Consider the following 16,034-nt stretch of genomic DNA (forward strand, 5'->3'; position numbering starts at 1 on the left):
CCATGAATGACCGGCCGCTGGTGATTTTCGATTGTGACGGGGTCCTTGTGGACAGCGAACCGGTTTCGGTGCGTGTTCTCGTCGCAGCACTCAATCGCCACGGCATCGATATGGCCGAGGAGGAAGCCTATAGCCGTTTCCTCGGCCGCAGCCTCGCCACCATGACCCAGGTCATGGACGAGGAATACGGATTTCACACGGGGCCGGAATTTCTCGAAGGTCTGCGTGTCGATCTCTACGAGCGGTTCCGCAGCGAATTGCAGGCGATCAAGGGCATTGCCGATACGGTCGACCGCCTCGGCGGCGCCTTCTGTGTCGCATCCTCCAGCCAGCCGGAGCGCATCCGCCTGTCGCTGACCCTGACCGGGCTCATCGACAAGTTCGAACCGCATATCTTTTCCGCCTCCATGGTCGAAAACGGCAAGCCCGCACCCGACCTGTTTCTGCTTGCAGCCGAGCGGATGGGATATGATCCTGCCGACTGTATCGTGGTCGAGGACAGCCCGGCCGGCATCGAGGCCGCGCACCGCGCCGGCATGACGGCGCTTGCCTTTACCGGCGGCTCCCATACCCATGTTTCAGGCTATCGTGAACGGATCGAGGCGCTTCAGCCCGACGCCGTATTTGACGCCATGCCCGATTTGCTCCACCTTGTCGAAAAATTTCAGGATGGTCGCAAGGGACCCGCCGTCGGCCGTTCGTTGTGACCGGCTGCGGCACTGAGGGCTAGGGCAGGAAATCGATAAGCATGCGTGAACACATCGTCGCGGTGGATGTCGGCACCACGAGCGCACGCGCGGCCGTGTTTTCGCGCGACGGGCGCATGCTGGCCCGTGCCCAGCAGTCGATCGAGATGATCCGCCCTCGCGAAAACCACGCCGAACATGATTCCGAAAACATCTGGACTGCCTGTTGCGGTGCCGTGCGGGCAGCGCTGGGCGAGGCGGGCGTTGCCGCCGGCGAGGTGGCCGCACTCGGTTTCGACGCGACGTGTTCCCTGGTCGTGCGGGACGGGGAGGGCCGGCCGCTGCCGGTTTCCCCGCGTGGCGAAACCCGGTTCGACACGATCGTCTGGCTCGATCACCGGGCCATCGACGAGGCGGAAGTGCTCAATGCCTCCGGCCACCCGGTTTTGAAATATTCCGGCGAAACCTTGTCGCCGGAAATGCAGATGCCCAAACTGATGTGGCTGAAGCGGCACCACCAGGCGACCTGGGTGAAGGCCGGTTTCATTTTCGATCTTGCTGATTTTCTGACCTGGAAGGCAACGGGCCTCGCCAGCCGGTCGCGCTGCACGCTGACCGCCAAATGGAATTATCTTTCCCACGCAAAAACGGGCTGGCAGACCGATTTTCTAGCGCAGGCCGGTCTTGAAGACCTGCTGCAACGCGCCGGCCTGAGCGAGGAGACGGTGCCGGTCGGCGGTGTGATCGGACACCTGACGAAACAGGCGGCGGACGATCTCGGTCTCGATACGGCCTGCGTCGTCACATCCGGCATGATCGATGCCTATGCCGGCGCACTCGGCGCGCTCGGCAGGGCAGCCGCGGGCGATGCCCTGGCGCAGAGCGTGGCGCTGATCGCCGGCACTTCAAGCTGCATCGTCGCCATCAACGGCGAGGCGAAGCCCGGCAAGAGCCTGTGGGGACCGTATTTTGAAGCGCTGCTGCCCGGTCACTGGCTGGTCGAAGGCGGTCAGTCGGCCACTGGCGCGCTGCTGGACCATATCGTGCGCATGCACGCGGCGGGCGGCGAGCCGACGCTCGACCTGCATGCGGCAGTCGTTGCCCGCATCGGCCTGTTGCGCGCCGAGGAAGGCAGCAACCTTGCGCCCGATCTTCACATCCTGCCCGATTTCCACGGCAATCGCTCGCCGCTTGCAGACCCGCGCGCCACCGGCGTCATGTCCGGCCTGACGCTCGATGCGTCGTTCGATGGTCTGTGCCGCGTCTACTGGCGCACCTGTGTATCGATCGCCCTCGGCGTTCGCCATATCCTTGAGGCGCTCGCGCAATACGGCTACCGGTTCGAGACCCTGCACATTACCGGCGGTCACGTGCAGAACCCGCTGCTTCTGGAACTCTATGCCGACGTGACCGGCCGCAGGGTCGTGGTACCCCAGGCCCGTGACGCGGTCCTTCTCGGTACGGCCATGGCGGCTTCGGTGGCCGGCGGATTGCACGAAACGCTGCAGGCTGCAGCCGGTGCCATGGACCAGGGTTGGGTGGAACATGCGCCTGATCCCATCCGCACGAAAGCCTATGATCGCGATTATCGGCGTTTCCTCGCCATGGTCCGCCATCGCGAGGAATTGCGGAGACTGGACGATGACGCCGCATGAGCTTGCCGACCTTTACCGCGCTTATATCGACTGCCTGAACGCCAGGGCCTTCGACGATCTCGGCCGCTTCGTCGGCGACGATGTGCATCACAACGGCCGTCCGCTTGGCCTCACCGGCTATCGCGACATGCTGATGGACGATTTCGAGCGGATCCCCGACCTGTGGTTCAGGGTCGAACTCCTCGTCTGCGAACCGCCCCATATTGCCAGCCGGCTGGCCTTCGACTGTTCGCCGAAGGGTCAGTTTCTCGATCTCGCGGTGAATGGCCGGCGTATCCGGTTCGCCGAGAATGTCTTTTATCGTGTCGAGGCGGGACGGATCGTCGATGTGCGCTCCGTGCTCGATAAGACCGCGATCGAAGCGCAGCTTTGACACTGGCGCTTGGCGCTTCTTCGTCGCCTCCATGCCCGGATCACGCAAACCTCCACGCAATGGTTTCGCGTGGAGGTCGGTGGATCGTGTAACGGTGTCGTGCCCGTCACGCTTCTTCCTGTGCGGGTGCCCGGTCGAAGAACAGATAGACCGCGGCTATCCTGCCGTCGCGGGCAATGACGATGTCGGTCCCGGCATAGGCTGCCGGTTCCCCGGGGCGGCCCGACACCCATTGTATGCGCCCGTATCGTGAAGCTCTTCCGGCGGCCGCAATACCGTATTAGCGGTAATCCGGATGGAACGAGCGGATACGCCCGGCAATGCGCGCGATATCCTCCCGGCCATGATGGACGCCGTTCGGCTCGTGGAATACGGCATCCTCGACAAAGATGTCTTCGACTGCCGCCCTGCGGCGGGCGTCATCGCCCTCGCCGAACACGTCGAACAGGTTGCGTGTCAAAAGGGTGGACAGATTGTAAGGCATGCCCGGTCTCCTTGAAGGGTCGGGTCCGTCATCGCGATGGCCTGTTGTCAGATCTGGACCTGACCACCATCGACGAACAGCTCGACGCCGTTGACGAAACTTGCATCGTCCGAAGCGAGGAACAGCACGGCCTTGGCGATCTCTTCCGGTTGGGCGACACGGCCCGCGGGGATCAGTCCGGCGAGATAATCCTTGGTGCCATTGGCCTGCTCGCCGCCACCGAACAGCTCATTGAGGCCGGCCGTGTCGGTGACGCCGGGGCTGACGGCGTTGACGCGAATATGGCGATCCTTGAGGTCGAGAATCCAGTTGCGGGCAAAATTGCGGATGGCGGCCTTGGTCGCCGAGTAGACGCTGAAGGCCGGCGTGCCGGAAATACTGGTGGTCGAGGAGGTCAGCACGATCGAGCCACCGTCCCGCAGCAGCGGCAGGGCTTTCTGGACGGTGAAGAGCACGCCTTTGACATTGGTGTCGAACGTGGTCTGGTAGTGCGCCTCGGTAATGGAGCCGAGCGCTGCGAATTCGCCGCCGCCGGCATTGGCGAACACGACGTCGATATGGCTGTGGTCTTGCTGGACGGCATCATACAGCCTGTCGATATCGGCAAGCTTGCTCATGTCGCCCTGCACGCCGGTGACGCGGCCGCCGATCGCCTTCAGCGCCGCATCGAGCGTTTCCTTGCGGCGGCCGGTGATGAACACCGAAGCGCCTTCGTCCGCAAAGGCCTTGGCACTGGCAAGACCGATGCCGCTTGTGCCGCCGGTGACGATGACGACCTTGTTGTCAAAACGCTTGCTCATTGTTTTGTCTCCATGAGGTTGGCGGCTCATTGACCGCCCCATAGAGATGCTACCGCAACGCCGCTGGCGAAAGTCGGCAAATGTGCTACTCATCGTTCCGTCAGGAGAACGATGATGCGCAGCGACCTGAATGATCTCGCCTATTTTGCCGAGGTGGCGAAGCATGGCGGCTTTGCCGCCGCAGGCCGCGCCCTGCGGGAGCCGAAATCCAAGCTGAGCCGCCGCATCGCGGCGCTCGAGACGCGTCTCGGCCTGCGGCTGATCGAGCGCTCCAGCCGCCGTTTCCGCGTGACCGATGTCGGTCAGGTGTTTTACCAGCGCTGCAGGGCCATGCTGGCGGAAGCAGAGCATGCAGAAGCACTGGTGGCCGAAGCGCAGTCGGAACCGCACGGAATTGTCCGCTTCAGTTGCCCGACAGGCATGGTCGAGCCGATCTCCGGGCTGATGACCAGCTTTCTCGAACGATACCCGAAAGTACGGCTGCAACTGGTCGCCACTGACCGGGCCGTCGATCTCATCGAAGAGCGTATCGATGTGGCGCTGCGGGTTCGCGTCTTGCTGGATAGCGATGCCTCGCTCACCATGCGCTGCTTGGCCACTCGGTCCGCATCCTTGTGGCAAGCCCGCAACTGGCGAGCCGCATCGGTGATGTCTCTCAGCTTGCATCCCTGCCGACCCTGGCAAGCAGTGACGAGGCAAACGAGGTGGAATGGCAACTGGAAACGGGTGACGGCCGCGCGCATGTCCTGCGCCACACGCCGCGCATGGGCTGTGCGGATTTCGCCGCCGTTCGCGCCGCGGCGATCGCCGGGCTTGGTATCGGTCTCCTGCCGGATCACACTTGCCGGCAGGCGTTGCAGAACGGAAGCCTGACGCGTGTTCTTCCTGCATGGCGCGGGCGGCGCGGCATCGTGCATGTGGTCTTCACGACCCGGCACGGCCTGCCGCCGGCGGTGCGCAAGTTCATCGATCATCTGGCGACGCATTTTCCGCGTGACGCGCTGGAGACAGTGATACCGAAGCGCCACGCGGATATCGCCTAAACCATCCCGTTCGTCTTGCTGTTCCTCCAAGACCAACCTACATCCCCGCAGACCCGCCTGAAGGGCAATATGGAGACGCCGATGATCCTCGACGCAGCCCGCCGCTCGCTCGTCAACCTTCCTGCGCCCGAAACGCGGGCCGCCTTCATAAAGACATTGGGGCTGACGCTGCTGATCCTAAGCGGCCTGTGGTTTGCTCTTCGCGAGGTGTTGCTGACCTATGTATGGCCATGGTTCGCAGCCTTCCTGCCCTCCATGCCGGATTTCGGCGGCATCCTGGCGCTGATTGCGGGCATCCTGTTCGGGATCGGCCTTGCCCTTGCGCTGGCGCTTCTGATCGCTCCGGTGACGGCGCTGATTGCCGGCCTGTTTCTCGATGATATCGCCGAGGTGATCGAAAAGCGCGATTACCCCGCCGATCCGCCGGGCCGGGAATTGCCGCTCGGCCAGGCGATCGTCGGTTCGATCCAGTTTCTCGGCGTCGTGATCGTCGGCAATATCATCGCGCTGCTGATGCTGTTCATTCCCGGCGTCAATCTGATCGCCTTCTTCCTCGTCAACGGCTATCTGCTCGGCCGCGAATTCTTCGAATTCGCCGCCATGCGGTTTCGCCCGGTCAGGGAAGCCAGAGCGTTTCGCGCCAAACATTCGTCCACCGTGTTCCTGGCCGGCATGCTGATCGCGGGTTTTCTGGCAATCCCCTTCGTCAACCTTCTGACGCCGCTGTTTGCCGCAGGCCTGATGGTGCATCTGCACAAGGCACTGTCAAAGCGCGATCCGGCATTTGCCGGGTAGGTTGGCGCCGCCCGACTTCTATCGTGCGGCGTTTTCTTCGATATCCTGCGCCACGACCTCGCCCACCACTTGCGGCGGGAGTTCGACGAGCGGTGCTGGAATGTCGTTGCTCTTGGCGGGGTATTTGCAGATGTCGGCGATCACGCAGCGTTCGCATTCGGGGCGGCGCGCCTTGCAGGTATAGCGTCCGTGCAGGATCAGCCAGTGATGCGCATGATAGAGATAGGGTTGCGGGATCACCCGCATCAAATTGTCTTCGACATCGTCGGGCGTCTTGCCGGGCGCCAGCTTTATGCGGTTGGCGATGCGGAACACATGGGTGTCGACGGCCATGGTCGCCACGCCGAAAGCCATGGACATTACCACATTCGCCGTCTTGCGACCGACGCCGGGCAGCATGACGAGTTCCTCGCGGGTCTTCGGAACCTCGCCGCCGAACTGGTCGGTGAGCATGCGACAGAGCGCGATGACGTTTTTCGCCTTGTTGCGATAAAGCCCGATCGTCTTGATATGGGCAATCACCCCATCTTCACCCAGGGCCAGCATCTTTTCCGGCGTGTCCGCAATCTTGAACAGGGCGCGCGTCGCCTTGTTGACCCCGGCATCGGTCGCCTGCGCCGATAGCGCCACCGCCACCACCAGCGTGAACGGGTTTACATGCTCCAGTTCGCCCTTCGGCTCCGGCCGCTGGACGGCGAAGCGGCGAAACATTTCGATCCGCTCCTCCTTCGAATAGGCAGAGCGGGGCAAGGCCTTGCGACGGCGGGTCGCGGCGTCGGGATTTGACTTTTTCGGGGTTTGGGTGCTGGATTTGAGCTTGGAAATGGCCATGCTTGTCTGTGCCATTCGACCCGGAGAAAAGCAACGTGGATGCCTCCGAAGACAGACCGGTTTTCGCGGCCGAACTGACCGCACATCGTTCGCTCGGGCCGCGCGGGTTTCGCGTGCTTCTGGCCCTCTCGGGCGCTGTCTGCGTGCTATACGGCCTGTTCTTCCTCATCACCGGCGCCTGGCCTGTGGGCGTGTTTTTCGGGCTCGATTTTCTCGCTCTCTACGCTGCTCTGCGGCTGAACTACCGTTCCGGCCGGGCGCGCGAGCAAGTCACGGTGACGCGCAGCCTGGTGTCGATCCGCAAGATTTCGCCGGCGGGCCGCGCCGTCGAACATCGCTTCAACCCGTTCTGGGCGCGCTTCGGGGTCTCCCGTCACGAGGAATTCGGGATCACGGCCATGTATGTGACGGGTAAGGGCCGGCGAACGGATGTCGGCTCGCTGCTCAACCCGGAGGATCGCGAAAGCTTTGCCAGCGCCTTTCGCGGCGCGCTTGCCAGCGTGACGCGTCGAATCTAGCGGATAATCGCGCGTAGTAGCGAGAAACGGGTGGTAGGAAGCGCCGCGGGCGGCCATCTTGGGGCAAAGGAGAGACGCCGATGAACGCCCTTGCCATGAAGACGGTTGCCGGGAACGCTGCTCCCACGGACATCCCCGCAAAGATCGAAAGCCAGGCGCTCGACGTGACGCCGGAAGGGTCCGATTACGACATGGTGCGCCGGGTGATCGAGCTGATTACGCTCGATTATCGCGCCCAACCCTCGCTCGACGCCATTGCCGCAGAACTCGGTCATTCCCCCACGCAGTTGCAGAAGGTCTTCACGCGCTGGGCAGGCCTTTCGCCCAAGGCGTTTCTTCAGGCGGTAACGCTCGATCACGCCAAGCGGCTGCTCGGCGCCGAAAATCTGCCGCTTCTGGAAACCTCCTATGAGCTGGGTCTGTCCGGGCCGGGTCGCCTGCACGATCTCTTCGTCAATCACGAGGCGATGTCGCCAGGCGAGTGGAAGGCGAAGGGCGGCGGGCTGACGATCCGTTACGGTTTTCACGCCTCGCCGTTCGGGCGGGCGCTGGTCATGGCGACCGATCGCGGCCTTGCCGGTCTCGCCTTCGCAGACGGCTTCGAGCACCAGCAGGCCTGTCTCGACGACATGACGCGGCGCTGGCCGAACGCGGCTTATGTGGAGGATGCGGATGGAACGGCCGATTATATCACCCGTATCTTCGACCGCACGCGATGGGCGGCGGAGCGGCCGTTGCAGGTCGTGCTGATCGGGACCGATTTCCAGGTCAAGGTCTGGCGCAGCCTTTTGAAAATCCCGTTCGGCAAGGCGGTGACCTACTCACACGTAGCCTGCGATATCGGCCAGCCGACTGCCAACCGCGCGGTGGGTGCGGCGATCGGCGCCAACCCGATCTCCTTCGTGGTGCCCTGCCACCGGGCGGTGGGCAAGAGCGGCGCACTTACCGGGTATCATTGGGGTCTGACCCGCAAGCGCGCGATCCTCGGTTGGGAAGCCGGGCAGGCCTGATACCTGAACGGGCGGGATGCCATAAGCATCCTGCCAGCTTGGCGTTCTTTCCGTTTCTGATGTGCCTTATGGGTGAAAGGGCGGATGGCATAGTTCCGAAACCGGTGACGCAAAAGGATTGTACGGCGTGTTTTCCTTCGCAGAGTTCCGGCAGCCGTGCCAAAATCCCGGCCATGAAAAGTAGCGTTGAGCTTTCTGAGGACATGTCGCAACGGATCGATCGGTTGGCCGAACGGATGCATCTGACGCGTGCGCAGATCGTCGAAGACGCGCTTACGAACGGACGCTCTCTCGCGTGGCAAGAAAAATGGGTTGCGGGCGTTCAAGCTGGAATTCAGGATGCTGACGCGGGAAATTTTGCGGCGGATACCGAAATTATCGGTGTCCTTGGCAAATATGACAAGTTCGCCTAGCCGTACGGATATTGGTAGCGGCGCTACCTCAATGAACTTGAGGCGATCGGTGACTATATTGCGGAGCGAAATCCGCGTGCCGCTTCGAAGGTCGTCCGCGACATTCACACCAAACGGCCACTCTTCTCTCCAACCATCCTTTCACGGGCAGGACCGGCGATATACCGGGCACGCGTGAACTCGTTGTAGCCGGCACGCCTTACATCGTTGCTTATTGCGTGAAGAACAATCGCGTCGAAGTGCTGTTCGTTCAGCATGGTGCCCGCTTGTGGCCTGACGACATCTAGCTATCTTCCGCCAACGCCAACAATTCCGTTGCCGCCGCTTCGTCGGTGATCAGCGTGTTGCAGCCGACACGGCGGATCGTGGCACGGATCGCCGTGGCGCGGTGCGCGCCGCCGGAAGAAAGCACGATGTGCTTTGCCTTCTTCAGCGTATCGAGGTCGACCGACATGACCCGCTCGTTGAGCTTGTGATCCACCGAGTTGCCGTCCGCGTCGAGAAAGTTGAACATCGTGTCGCAGACGCAGCCGGCCGCGATCAGCCGGTCGAGTTCGGCCTTGGAGATGAAGCCTTCCGACAGCGAGGTCGAATGCGGGCCGATATCGCCGCAGCTGACGATCGCAAGATCGAGGTCCTCGGCCAGATCGTAGACGGCATCGAGACCACATTTTTCGATCAGCGCCCGCTTCGTGGCAACGCTGTCGACCAGGAGCGGCGCAAGAAACATGAAACATTCCGCGCCGAGCTGGCCGGCAAACCGCCATGTGAAATCGAGCGGATTGGTCTTCTGGACCGCGACAAGTCCACCCAGCAGTGACACCACCTTGCAGTTTTCCCGCCGCGGCGGCCGAAAACTCGACAGCGAGGCCGTCATCGTACGGCCCCAGCCGACGCCGATGGTCATGTCGTTCTGCACAACTTCGGAAAGAAACTGCCCCAGCGCAAGGCCGACGGCACCGGCCAGCGCCTCGGCGCCATCGTCTTTCGGCGCCGGCACGACGACCGCCTCGTCCAGCCCATAGGCGCGTTCCAGCCGGGTCGCGAGTTCCAGACAGGTATCGACGCCCTCACTGATCCAGATCTGCACTTCAGAGCGTTTCATCGCCTCGTCGAGCATGCGGATCACGGTGGAGCGGCTGACGCCGAGGCGCTCGGCGACATCCTTCTGGGTCAGCCCCTGATTGTAGTAGAGCCAGGCGGCGCGCAGCCGCTGCGATCCGTTGTCCGAGGCGGCGGTATGGGTATCGCGTCTGAGTTTGACCAAGCCATCCTCGCATTTGCCCGCAGGCGCACTATCTCTTGCCTATGCCATGATATCGTCATGGATGGAACATATGTCAATTCAAGAAGACAAATGTCTTGACTTGTCGCCGCGCCCCGGCTGTTATCACCGTGACTGTCCAGGGATCGAAAGCGCCTCTTGGAGGCGCCGGGTTTTCAAAAGCGAGGATTTTCCGGATGACATCGAAACTAGAGCAGCTGCGCGCCATGACCACCGTTGTCGCCGATACCGGTGACATCGAAGCCGTTGCCCGCCTCAAACCGGTGGATTGCACCACCAACCCGTCGATCGTGCTGAAGGCAATCGGTACCTCGATCTTTGCAGACAAGGTGAAGGAAGCCGTGGCCTGGGGCCGCAGCCAGGGCGGCAATGATGATGCGATCGCGGTTGCCGTCGCCGACCGTCTGGCCATCGACGTTGGTGCGGCGCTTGCCGCCATCGTTCCGGGTCGCGTTTCGACCGAGGTCGATGCCGACCTCTCCTTCGATACCGAGGGTTCGATCAAGAAGGCGCATGAGATCATCGCCGCCTACAAGGCGCGCGGCATCGAGCGCGAACGCATTCTCATCAAGCTCGCCTCCACCTGGGAAGGCATCAAGGCCGCCGAAGTGCTGCAGACCGAGGGCATCGACTGCAACCTGACGCTTCTGTTTTCGCACGCTCAGGCCGTCGCCTGCGCCGATGCCAAGGCGTTCCTGATCTCGCCCTTCGTGGGCCGTATTCTCGACTGGCACAAGAAGGCGTCCGGCCAGGACTACACGTCGGAAACCGATCCGGGCGTGGTCTCGGTGCGTTCGATCTACAACTATTACAAGGCGAACGGCATTTCGACGATCGTCATGGGCGCCTCGTTCCGTAATATCGGCGAAATCGAAGCGCTGGCCGGTTGTGACCGCCTGACGATCGCGCCGAACCTGCTCGACGAGCTCGACAAGGCCGAAGGCACGCTGGAGCGCAAGCTGTCGCCCGAAAAGTTTGAGGCCGTCGATCCGATCAGGATGGACGAAAAGACGTTCCGCTGGATGCTCAACGAAGACCAGATGGCAACCGAAAAGCTGTCCGACGGTATCCGCCTGTTCGCCAAGGACCTGCACGCCCTGCGCGATCTGGTGAAGAAAGAGCTGCAGCTGGCTGCTGCGTAAAAACGTTCATGGTCGTCATGCTCGGGCCCGTCCCGAGCATCTGCTACGCTGATTTTGTGGCAGCGTGATTAGATCCTTGGGACAAGCCCAAGGATGACGGAAGTGGCAAAACTGAATTGCGAAAGGCCCGCCATTGGCGGGTCTTTCTGCGTTCAGGTAGCTGGCACTCTTTTCGCCGTTACCACCGTCTTCACAAATGCCAGAATGAACACCGTCGTCATCAGGAGCACGATTGTCGGGGCAGGGGCGCTATCGAGGAAGAAAGCGAGGTAAATGCCGCCGAGCGAACAGCCGAGCGCCACCGCGACGGCCGTCAGCATCATCGCCGTGAACCGGCGCGTCAGCAGGAAGGCGATGGCGCCGGGGGCGACGAGAAGCGCGACCGACAGGATGATGCCGATCGCCTTCAGGGCGCCGACCACGGTGAGCGACAGCACGGTCAGCAGACCGTAATGCAGGATCCGGGTCGGCAGGCCGATGGCTTTCGCGTGCTGTTCGTCAAAGGCGTGGACGAGCAGATCCTTGCGGAAGATCAGGAGGAAGATGGTCGAGGCCACGGCGATCAGCGTTGTTTCGATCAGGTCAGAGGGCAGGATGCCGAGCATGTCGCCGAACAGGATATGGTCGAGATGCACGTCAGCCTGGACGTTGACATAAAGAACCAGGCCCAATCCGAACATGCCGGAAAAGACGATGCCGAGCACCGTGTCCTCCTTGATACGGCTGTTTTCCTTGAGAAAACCGGTCGTCAGCGCGCAGATCATGCCGGCGGCGAAGGCGCCGATGGAAAACGGGATGGCGAGCATATAAGCGATCACCACGCCTGGTAGTACGGCATGGCTCACGGCATCGCCCATCAGCGACCAGCCTTTCAGCACCAGAAAGCAGGAAAGGATGGCCATGGGCAGCGCGATCATCAGCGTCACGGCAAAGGCAGTGCGCATGAAATCGATCTGGAAGGGAAAGAGCAGAAGGTCGATCGTGTCGCTCATCGTGCAGTCTCCGGGGTCGCCGGCGCCAGGGTGGCGTCTTCGAGGGATGCTTTCAGCCGGCGGCGCGCGGCGAGCATGCCGTGTTTGGGGGCAAACACGAAGGCTATGAGGAAGATCGCCGTCTGCAGCACCACGATGATGCCGCCGGTGGCGCCATCGAGGAAGTAGGAGAGGTAGGCGCCGACAAAGCTGGTGGCGGCGCCGATGCCGAGACCCATCAGGATCACGCGGCTGAAGCGGTCGGTCAGCAGATAGGCGGTGGCGCCGGGGGTGACGACCATGGCTACGACGAGAAAGGCCCCGACGGTCTGCATGGCGGCGACGGTGGAGGCGGCAAGCAGCGCGAAGAACATCACTTTCAGGAGATCAGGCTTAAGGCCGATCGTGCGGGCATGGTTCTCGTCGAAAAAGGCGACCATCAGGTCCTTCCACTTCAAGGCAAGAACCGCGAGGCTGACCGTGCCGATGATGACGAGTTGCAGCGTATCGCCGGGCGAAATGGCCAGAACATTGCCGAGCACGATGGTCTGGATATCGACCGAGGTGGGAGACAGCGACACCATGAACAGGCCAAGCCCGAAGAACGAGGTGAAGATCAGGCCGATAATGGCGTCTTCCTTCAGCCGCGTGCGCTGGTTGAGAAAGAGCATGGCGAGCGCCGCCAGACCGCCGGACAGGAATGCGCCGATGGAAAAGGGCAGGCCGAGCATGAAGGCGCCGGCAACGCCGGGCACGATGGAATGGGACAAGGCATCGCCGATCAGCGACCAGCCTTTCAACATCAGATAGGCGGAGAGGAAGCCACAGACGCCGCCAACGAGGGTCGAAACCCAAATGGCGTTGACCATGTAGCCGTAGGTAAAGGGTTCAAGAAGCGTCTGGAGCATTTTCGGCCTCCGTCTGCTTTTGTCGGCCGTGGCCATAGGTGACGTAGGGCCGTTCGTCATCGGTGAAGACCTTGACGTGGCGCGGGTCCTCGTCGTCATGCAGGTCGCGGCCGCCAAGAATGAAGTGACGCAGCACGCCGCCAAAAGCCTTTTCCAGATTGGCTTCGTTGAACGTGTCCTCCGTCCTTCCGTAGGCGAGCACCGTGCCCTTCACGAAAACGGTACGGTCGCAAAAATCCGGGACGCTGCCGAGATTGTGGGTGGAGACCAGCATGACGCGGCCCTCGTCGCGCAGCGCGCGGAGCAGTTCGATGATCTGCTCCTCGGTGGTCACGTCGACGCCGGTAAACGGTTCGTCGAGCAGGATGACCTGCCCTTCCTGGGCGAGCGCGCGAGCGAGGAACACACGCTTGCGCTGGCCGCCGGAAAGCTCGCCGATCTGGCGCTTGCGGTAGTCCGCCATGTTCACCCGTTCAAGAGCCTGCGTGACCATCTCGTGGTCGCGGCGCGACGGGATGCGCAGAAAATTCATGTGCCCGTAGCGGCCCATCATCACCACATCCTCGACAAGGACGGGGAAATCCCAATCGACCTCTTCCGACTGCGGAACATAGGCGACGAGGTTCTTTTTCAACGCCGCGCGGGCAGGAAGCCCGAGAATTTCCACGGCGCCCTCGGCCAGCGGCACGAACCCCATGATCGCCTTGAAGAGGGTGGACTTGCCGGCGCCGTTGACGCCGACAAGAGCGGTAATCGTTCCTCTCGGCACCTCGAAACTGGCCTGTTTGAGCGCAGTGTGGCCGTTGCGATAGGCAACGCTGACATTGTCGAGGCGGATGCCGGATGTCGCCGGCTTGACGCTGCCCATCATCATCGTGCGAGACCTTTCGCGATGGTTCCGGACGTGACGCGCAGCAGATCCAGATAGGTCGGCACCGGGCCGTCTGCTTCACTAAGCGAATCCACGTACAGAACGCCGCCATAGGCCGCGCCGGTCTCCGATGCGACCTGCCGTGCCGGCTTGTCGGAGACCGTGCTTTCCGAAAAGATCACCTTGACCTGATGCTGGCGCATGGCATCGATCACGGCGCGCACCTGCTGCGGCGTGCCCTGGCTGTCGGCATTGACCGGCCAGAGATAGAGTTCCTGCAGGCCGAAATCGCGGGCGAGATAGGAAAAGGCGCCTTCGCTTGTCACCAGCCAGCGGTGGTTCTCCGGCAGCTTTTGCAGTTCATCGCGGATCGGCTGGGTCTGGGCGCGGATCTTGTCGCTATAGGCCCTGGCATTGGCCGCATAGACCGCGGCATTGGCCGGATCGATCTGTGCCAGACCCTTACGAATGTTCTCGACGTAGATGAGAGCATTGTCCGGCGACATCCAGGCATGCGGATTGGGCTTGCCCTGATACGCGCCGCCGGCAATCGGCATTGGGGTGATGCCGTCCGATACAGTGACGCTCGGCACGTCGCCGAGGTTTTTCAAGAACCGTTCGAACCAGAGTTCAAGATTGAGACCGTTGCGCAAAACCAGATCGGCGTCACGGGCCCGCAACAGGTCGCGCGGCGTCGGCTGGTAATTGTGGATCTCGGCACCGGGCTTGGTGATGCTCTCGACGGTCGCGGCATCGCCGGCGACATTCTTCGCGATGTCGGCGATGATGGTGAAGGTGGTGACGACCTTGGGCTTTTCTTGCGCCTGCGCGGTGAAAGGAAGGGCAAGGATACCGGCGACGAGGCATGCAATTCTCAAAAGGGACATGGAACCGTTTCTGTTGTTGCAAGTCATTCGCATTATAGACTAGTGCGGATTTCTTCGCTGTCAATGCTATTGCGAATGATTAGCAACAAGGCAGGTTTGACCGGGCACCTGTTCTGCACGGGGAAGCGATTGCCCTCGTCGAAATCGGAAACGCAGCTAGGCGTCGAAAAAAGGTTCAACCTGGATCGATCTGGCACGGATGCGGTGGAAAACACGCGTATTTTCGCGTGGAAAACATTAGCGGATTAAAGTTTCCTCAATAGGAATGAGTGAGTATCGGCTCAGTATTCTAGATGTGTTGTTGAGTAATTGGGGTAGACCATGCCGGGGCTTGGTACGTGAAAGGCATCAAGATCCGGCTATCGCGAAAGCTTGCCCTGATCCTCGGTGGCATCGTCGTTCTCGGCGGTGGCAGCGGTGCGGCCGCGCTTTACGCCAGCCACGCCGGATTGCTCGGTTCCTCTTCCGCAAGTCTCAACGGGCTGTCCTGTTCGACGCTGCAGACGGTGAAGATCAAGCGCGATCATCAATACTGGGTGCGCAAATATGTCGTTGCCGATCCGGGCGACGGCATTGCGCGCCTGCGCACGGCGGTGCGGGTCGCCAAGTCTGTTCAGAAGTCGGAAAAGGCGGATCTCGTTCAGGTCGCCATTCTGGACAAGGCCGGACCGACCGACCGGGCCGCCATGCGCGGCCGTGCCATCGGCGCGCAGGTCATCTATACGCCGGATCCTTCGAAAGTGCCGGACGGCGTGATGAACCATCCGCTCTCCGCTTTCTACCTCGATGGCAGTGCCGATGCGACGGGCCAGTATTACGGCATGCGCGTCGACCTGCCTTACGAGGATATCGACGGCATGGCCGCGAGCCTGACCGAATTTTCCGATTGCGTCGAGCCGGTCGTTGCCGGTGCGGAAGGTGGTCATGGCGCCGCCCCGTCTGGTCATGGCAAGAGCGCCGATACCGGCCATGGCGGGGATGAAGCTGCTGGAAATCACGGTGAAGGTCATGGTGAAGCACCGGCGCAAAGCCATGATGCGGAACCTGCCGAAGGTCACGATGCACCGTCCGCCGAAGGACATGGGTCACCTGATGGCGGTGAGGTGGTTGCCTCGACGCCGCAGGACCAGGGTTTCCTCGCCTCGATTACCGGCCTGTTCTTTGGCGAAAAGAAAGATGAAACGCCGGCTATCGATGAACACACGACGGCTGCGGCGGGCGATCATCCGCCGGTGACGGAACCTTCTCCGTCAGGTCATTGAAGAGATCATCAATTCTCCACCGTCATCCTCGGGCTTTTCCCGAGGATCTGCCATGGCTTGATAGTATTGACGTGCTTGGATCCTCGGCACCGTGCCGAGG

19 protein-coding genes and 1 pseudogene are annotated in these 16,034 nt (G+C 61.9%); 11 read left to right on the forward strand and 9 right to left on the reverse strand.

All coding sequences use genetic code 11. The features are described from left to right. Positions 1–2 precede the first annotated feature (2 nt). From ACQKKX_RS00495 to ACQKKX_RS00505, 3 genes are read left to right on the forward strand one after another with little or no spacing between them, the layout of a single operon-like run. On the forward strand, positions 3–707 hold the full coding sequence (locus ACQKKX_RS00495; RefSeq protein WP_427567784.1) for an HAD family hydrolase: 705 nt from the start codon (positions 3–5) through the stop codon (positions 705–707). A gap of 41 nt (positions 708–748) precedes the next feature. Next, on the forward strand, positions 749–2,341 hold the full coding sequence (locus tag ACQKKX_RS00500) for an FGGY-family carbohydrate kinase (protein WP_427567786.1): 1,593 nt from the start codon (positions 749–751) through the stop codon (positions 2,339–2,341). Then, positions 2,328–2,714 carry an ester cyclase gene (locus tag ACQKKX_RS00505; protein ID WP_427567788.1) on the forward strand — a complete coding sequence of 129 codons (387 nt, stop codon included), beginning with the start codon at positions 2,328–2,330 and terminating at the stop codon, positions 2,712–2,714. Before ACQKKX_RS00500 ends, ACQKKX_RS00505 begins: the two co-directional genes overlap by 14 nt. 106 nt (positions 2,715–2,820) lie before the next feature. Here the strand turns inward: ACQKKX_RS00505 and ACQKKX_RS00510 are convergent, their stop codons facing one another. The 3 genes from ACQKKX_RS00510 to ACQKKX_RS00520 are packed head-to-tail and all read right to left on the reverse strand — an operon-like array spanning position 2,821 to position 3,998. Next, positions 2,821–2,943 (reverse strand): hypothetical protein, encoded by a 123-nt coding sequence (locus ACQKKX_RS00510; RefSeq protein ID WP_427567790.1) that lies wholly within the window; start codon positions 2,941–2,943, stop codon positions 2,821–2,823. Between the two features lie 51 nt (positions 2,944–2,994). Then, positions 2,995–3,198, reverse strand: coding sequence for a hypothetical protein (locus tag ACQKKX_RS00515; RefSeq protein WP_427567792.1), 204 nt, complete (start codon positions 3,196–3,198; stop codon positions 2,995–2,997). Between the two features lie 47 nt (positions 3,199–3,245). Then, positions 3,246–3,998 (reverse strand): SDR family NAD(P)-dependent oxidoreductase, encoded by a 753-nt coding sequence (locus ACQKKX_RS00520; protein WP_427567794.1) that lies wholly within the window; start codon positions 3,996–3,998, stop codon positions 3,246–3,248. A 111-nt stretch (positions 3,999–4,109) separates the two neighbouring features. Here ACQKKX_RS00520 and ACQKKX_RS00525 point away from each other — a divergent pair. Next, positions 4,110–5,041, forward strand: a pseudogene (locus ACQKKX_RS00525) (LysR substrate-binding domain-containing protein). A gap of 81 nt (positions 5,042–5,122) precedes the next feature. Further along, positions 5,123–5,836, forward strand: coding sequence for a sulfate transporter family protein (locus ACQKKX_RS00530; RefSeq protein WP_427567796.1), 714 nt, complete (start codon positions 5,123–5,125; stop codon positions 5,834–5,836). Between the two features lie 18 nt (positions 5,837–5,854). On the opposite strand, the gene nth is transcribed toward ACQKKX_RS00530, so the two are convergent. Next, a complete protein-coding gene (gene nth / locus ACQKKX_RS00535; RefSeq protein WP_427567798.1) occupies positions 5,855–6,667 on the reverse strand; it encodes an endonuclease III in 813 nt (270 codons plus the stop codon). 35 nt (positions 6,668–6,702) lie between these two features. On the opposite strand from nth, the gene ACQKKX_RS00540 reads away from it, so the two are divergent. The 4 genes from ACQKKX_RS00540 (at position 6,703) to ACQKKX_RS00555 (ending at position 8,895) form a co-directional block, all read left to right on the forward strand. Beyond that, positions 6,703–7,185 (forward strand): DUF2244 domain-containing protein, encoded by a 483-nt coding sequence (locus ACQKKX_RS00540; RefSeq protein WP_427567800.1) that lies wholly within the window; start codon positions 6,703–6,705, stop codon positions 7,183–7,185. Positions 7,186–7,376: 191 nt separating this feature from the next. Further along, positions 7,377–8,195, forward strand: coding sequence for a methylated-DNA--[protein]-cysteine S-methyltransferase (locus ACQKKX_RS00545; RefSeq protein WP_427569306.1), 819 nt, complete (start codon positions 7,377–7,379; stop codon positions 8,193–8,195). 173 nt (positions 8,196–8,368) lie between these two features. After that, a complete protein-coding gene (locus ACQKKX_RS00550) occupies positions 8,369–8,608 on the forward strand; it encodes a CopG family ribbon-helix-helix protein (protein WP_427569307.1) in 240 nt (79 codons plus the stop codon). A 161-nt stretch (positions 8,609–8,769) separates the two neighbouring features. Next, entirely contained in the window at positions 8,770–8,895 is a 126-nt protein-coding gene (locus tag ACQKKX_RS00555) for a type II toxin-antitoxin system RelE/ParE family toxin (RefSeq protein ID WP_427569308.1), read from the forward strand. On the opposite strand, the gene ACQKKX_RS00560 is transcribed toward ACQKKX_RS00555, so the two are convergent. After that, a complete protein-coding gene (locus ACQKKX_RS00560; protein WP_427567802.1) occupies positions 8,892–9,875 on the reverse strand; it encodes a sugar-binding transcriptional regulator in 984 nt (327 codons plus the stop codon). The two genes, ACQKKX_RS00555 and ACQKKX_RS00560, sit on opposite strands and share 4 nt — an antisense overlap. 194 nt (positions 9,876–10,069) lie before the next feature. Between ACQKKX_RS00560 and tal the strand changes: the two genes are divergently transcribed. Further along, positions 10,070–11,035: a transaldolase gene (gene tal / locus ACQKKX_RS00565; RefSeq protein WP_427567804.1), complete on the forward strand. Its 966-nt coding sequence runs from the start codon at positions 10,070–10,072 to the stop codon at positions 11,033–11,035. Between the two features lie 152 nt (positions 11,036–11,187). Here the strand turns inward: tal and ACQKKX_RS00570 are convergent, their stop codons facing one another. The 4 genes from ACQKKX_RS00570 to ACQKKX_RS00585 are packed head-to-tail and all read right to left on the reverse strand — an operon-like array spanning position 11,188 to position 14,672. Continuing rightward, the gene (locus tag ACQKKX_RS00570) at positions 11,188–12,027 is read right to left on the reverse strand and encodes a metal ABC transporter permease (RefSeq protein ID WP_427567806.1); all 840 of its coding nucleotides are present in this window, start codon (positions 12,025–12,027) and stop codon (positions 11,188–11,190) included. Continuing rightward, positions 12,024–12,914, reverse strand: coding sequence for a metal ABC transporter permease (locus tag ACQKKX_RS00575; RefSeq protein ID WP_427567808.1), 891 nt, complete (start codon positions 12,912–12,914; stop codon positions 12,024–12,026). The genes ACQKKX_RS00570 and ACQKKX_RS00575 overlap by 4 nt, the downstream gene beginning before the upstream one ends. Beyond that, positions 12,895–13,788 (reverse strand): manganese/iron ABC transporter ATP-binding protein, encoded by an 894-nt coding sequence (locus tag ACQKKX_RS00580; RefSeq protein WP_427567810.1) that lies wholly within the window; start codon positions 13,786–13,788, stop codon positions 12,895–12,897. Before ACQKKX_RS00580 ends, ACQKKX_RS00575 begins: the two co-directional genes overlap by 20 nt. Beyond that, positions 13,785–14,672 carry a metal ABC transporter substrate-binding protein gene (locus ACQKKX_RS00585; RefSeq protein ID WP_427567812.1) on the reverse strand — a complete coding sequence of 296 codons (888 nt, stop codon included), beginning with the start codon at positions 14,670–14,672 and terminating at the stop codon, positions 13,785–13,787. The genes ACQKKX_RS00580 and ACQKKX_RS00585 overlap by 4 nt, the downstream gene beginning before the upstream one ends. 338 nt (positions 14,673–15,010) lie before the next feature. Here ACQKKX_RS00585 and ACQKKX_RS00590 point away from each other — a divergent pair, with 338 nt between their 5' ends. Next, a complete protein-coding gene (locus ACQKKX_RS00590; protein ID WP_427567814.1) occupies positions 15,011–15,934 on the forward strand; it encodes a hypothetical protein in 924 nt (307 codons plus the stop codon). Positions 15,935–16,034 lie beyond the last annotated feature (100 nt).

This window comes from Neorhizobium sp. NPDC001467, from assembly GCF_050275975.1.
Lineage (GTDB): Bacteria > Pseudomonadota > Alphaproteobacteria > Rhizobiales > Rhizobiaceae > Neorhizobium.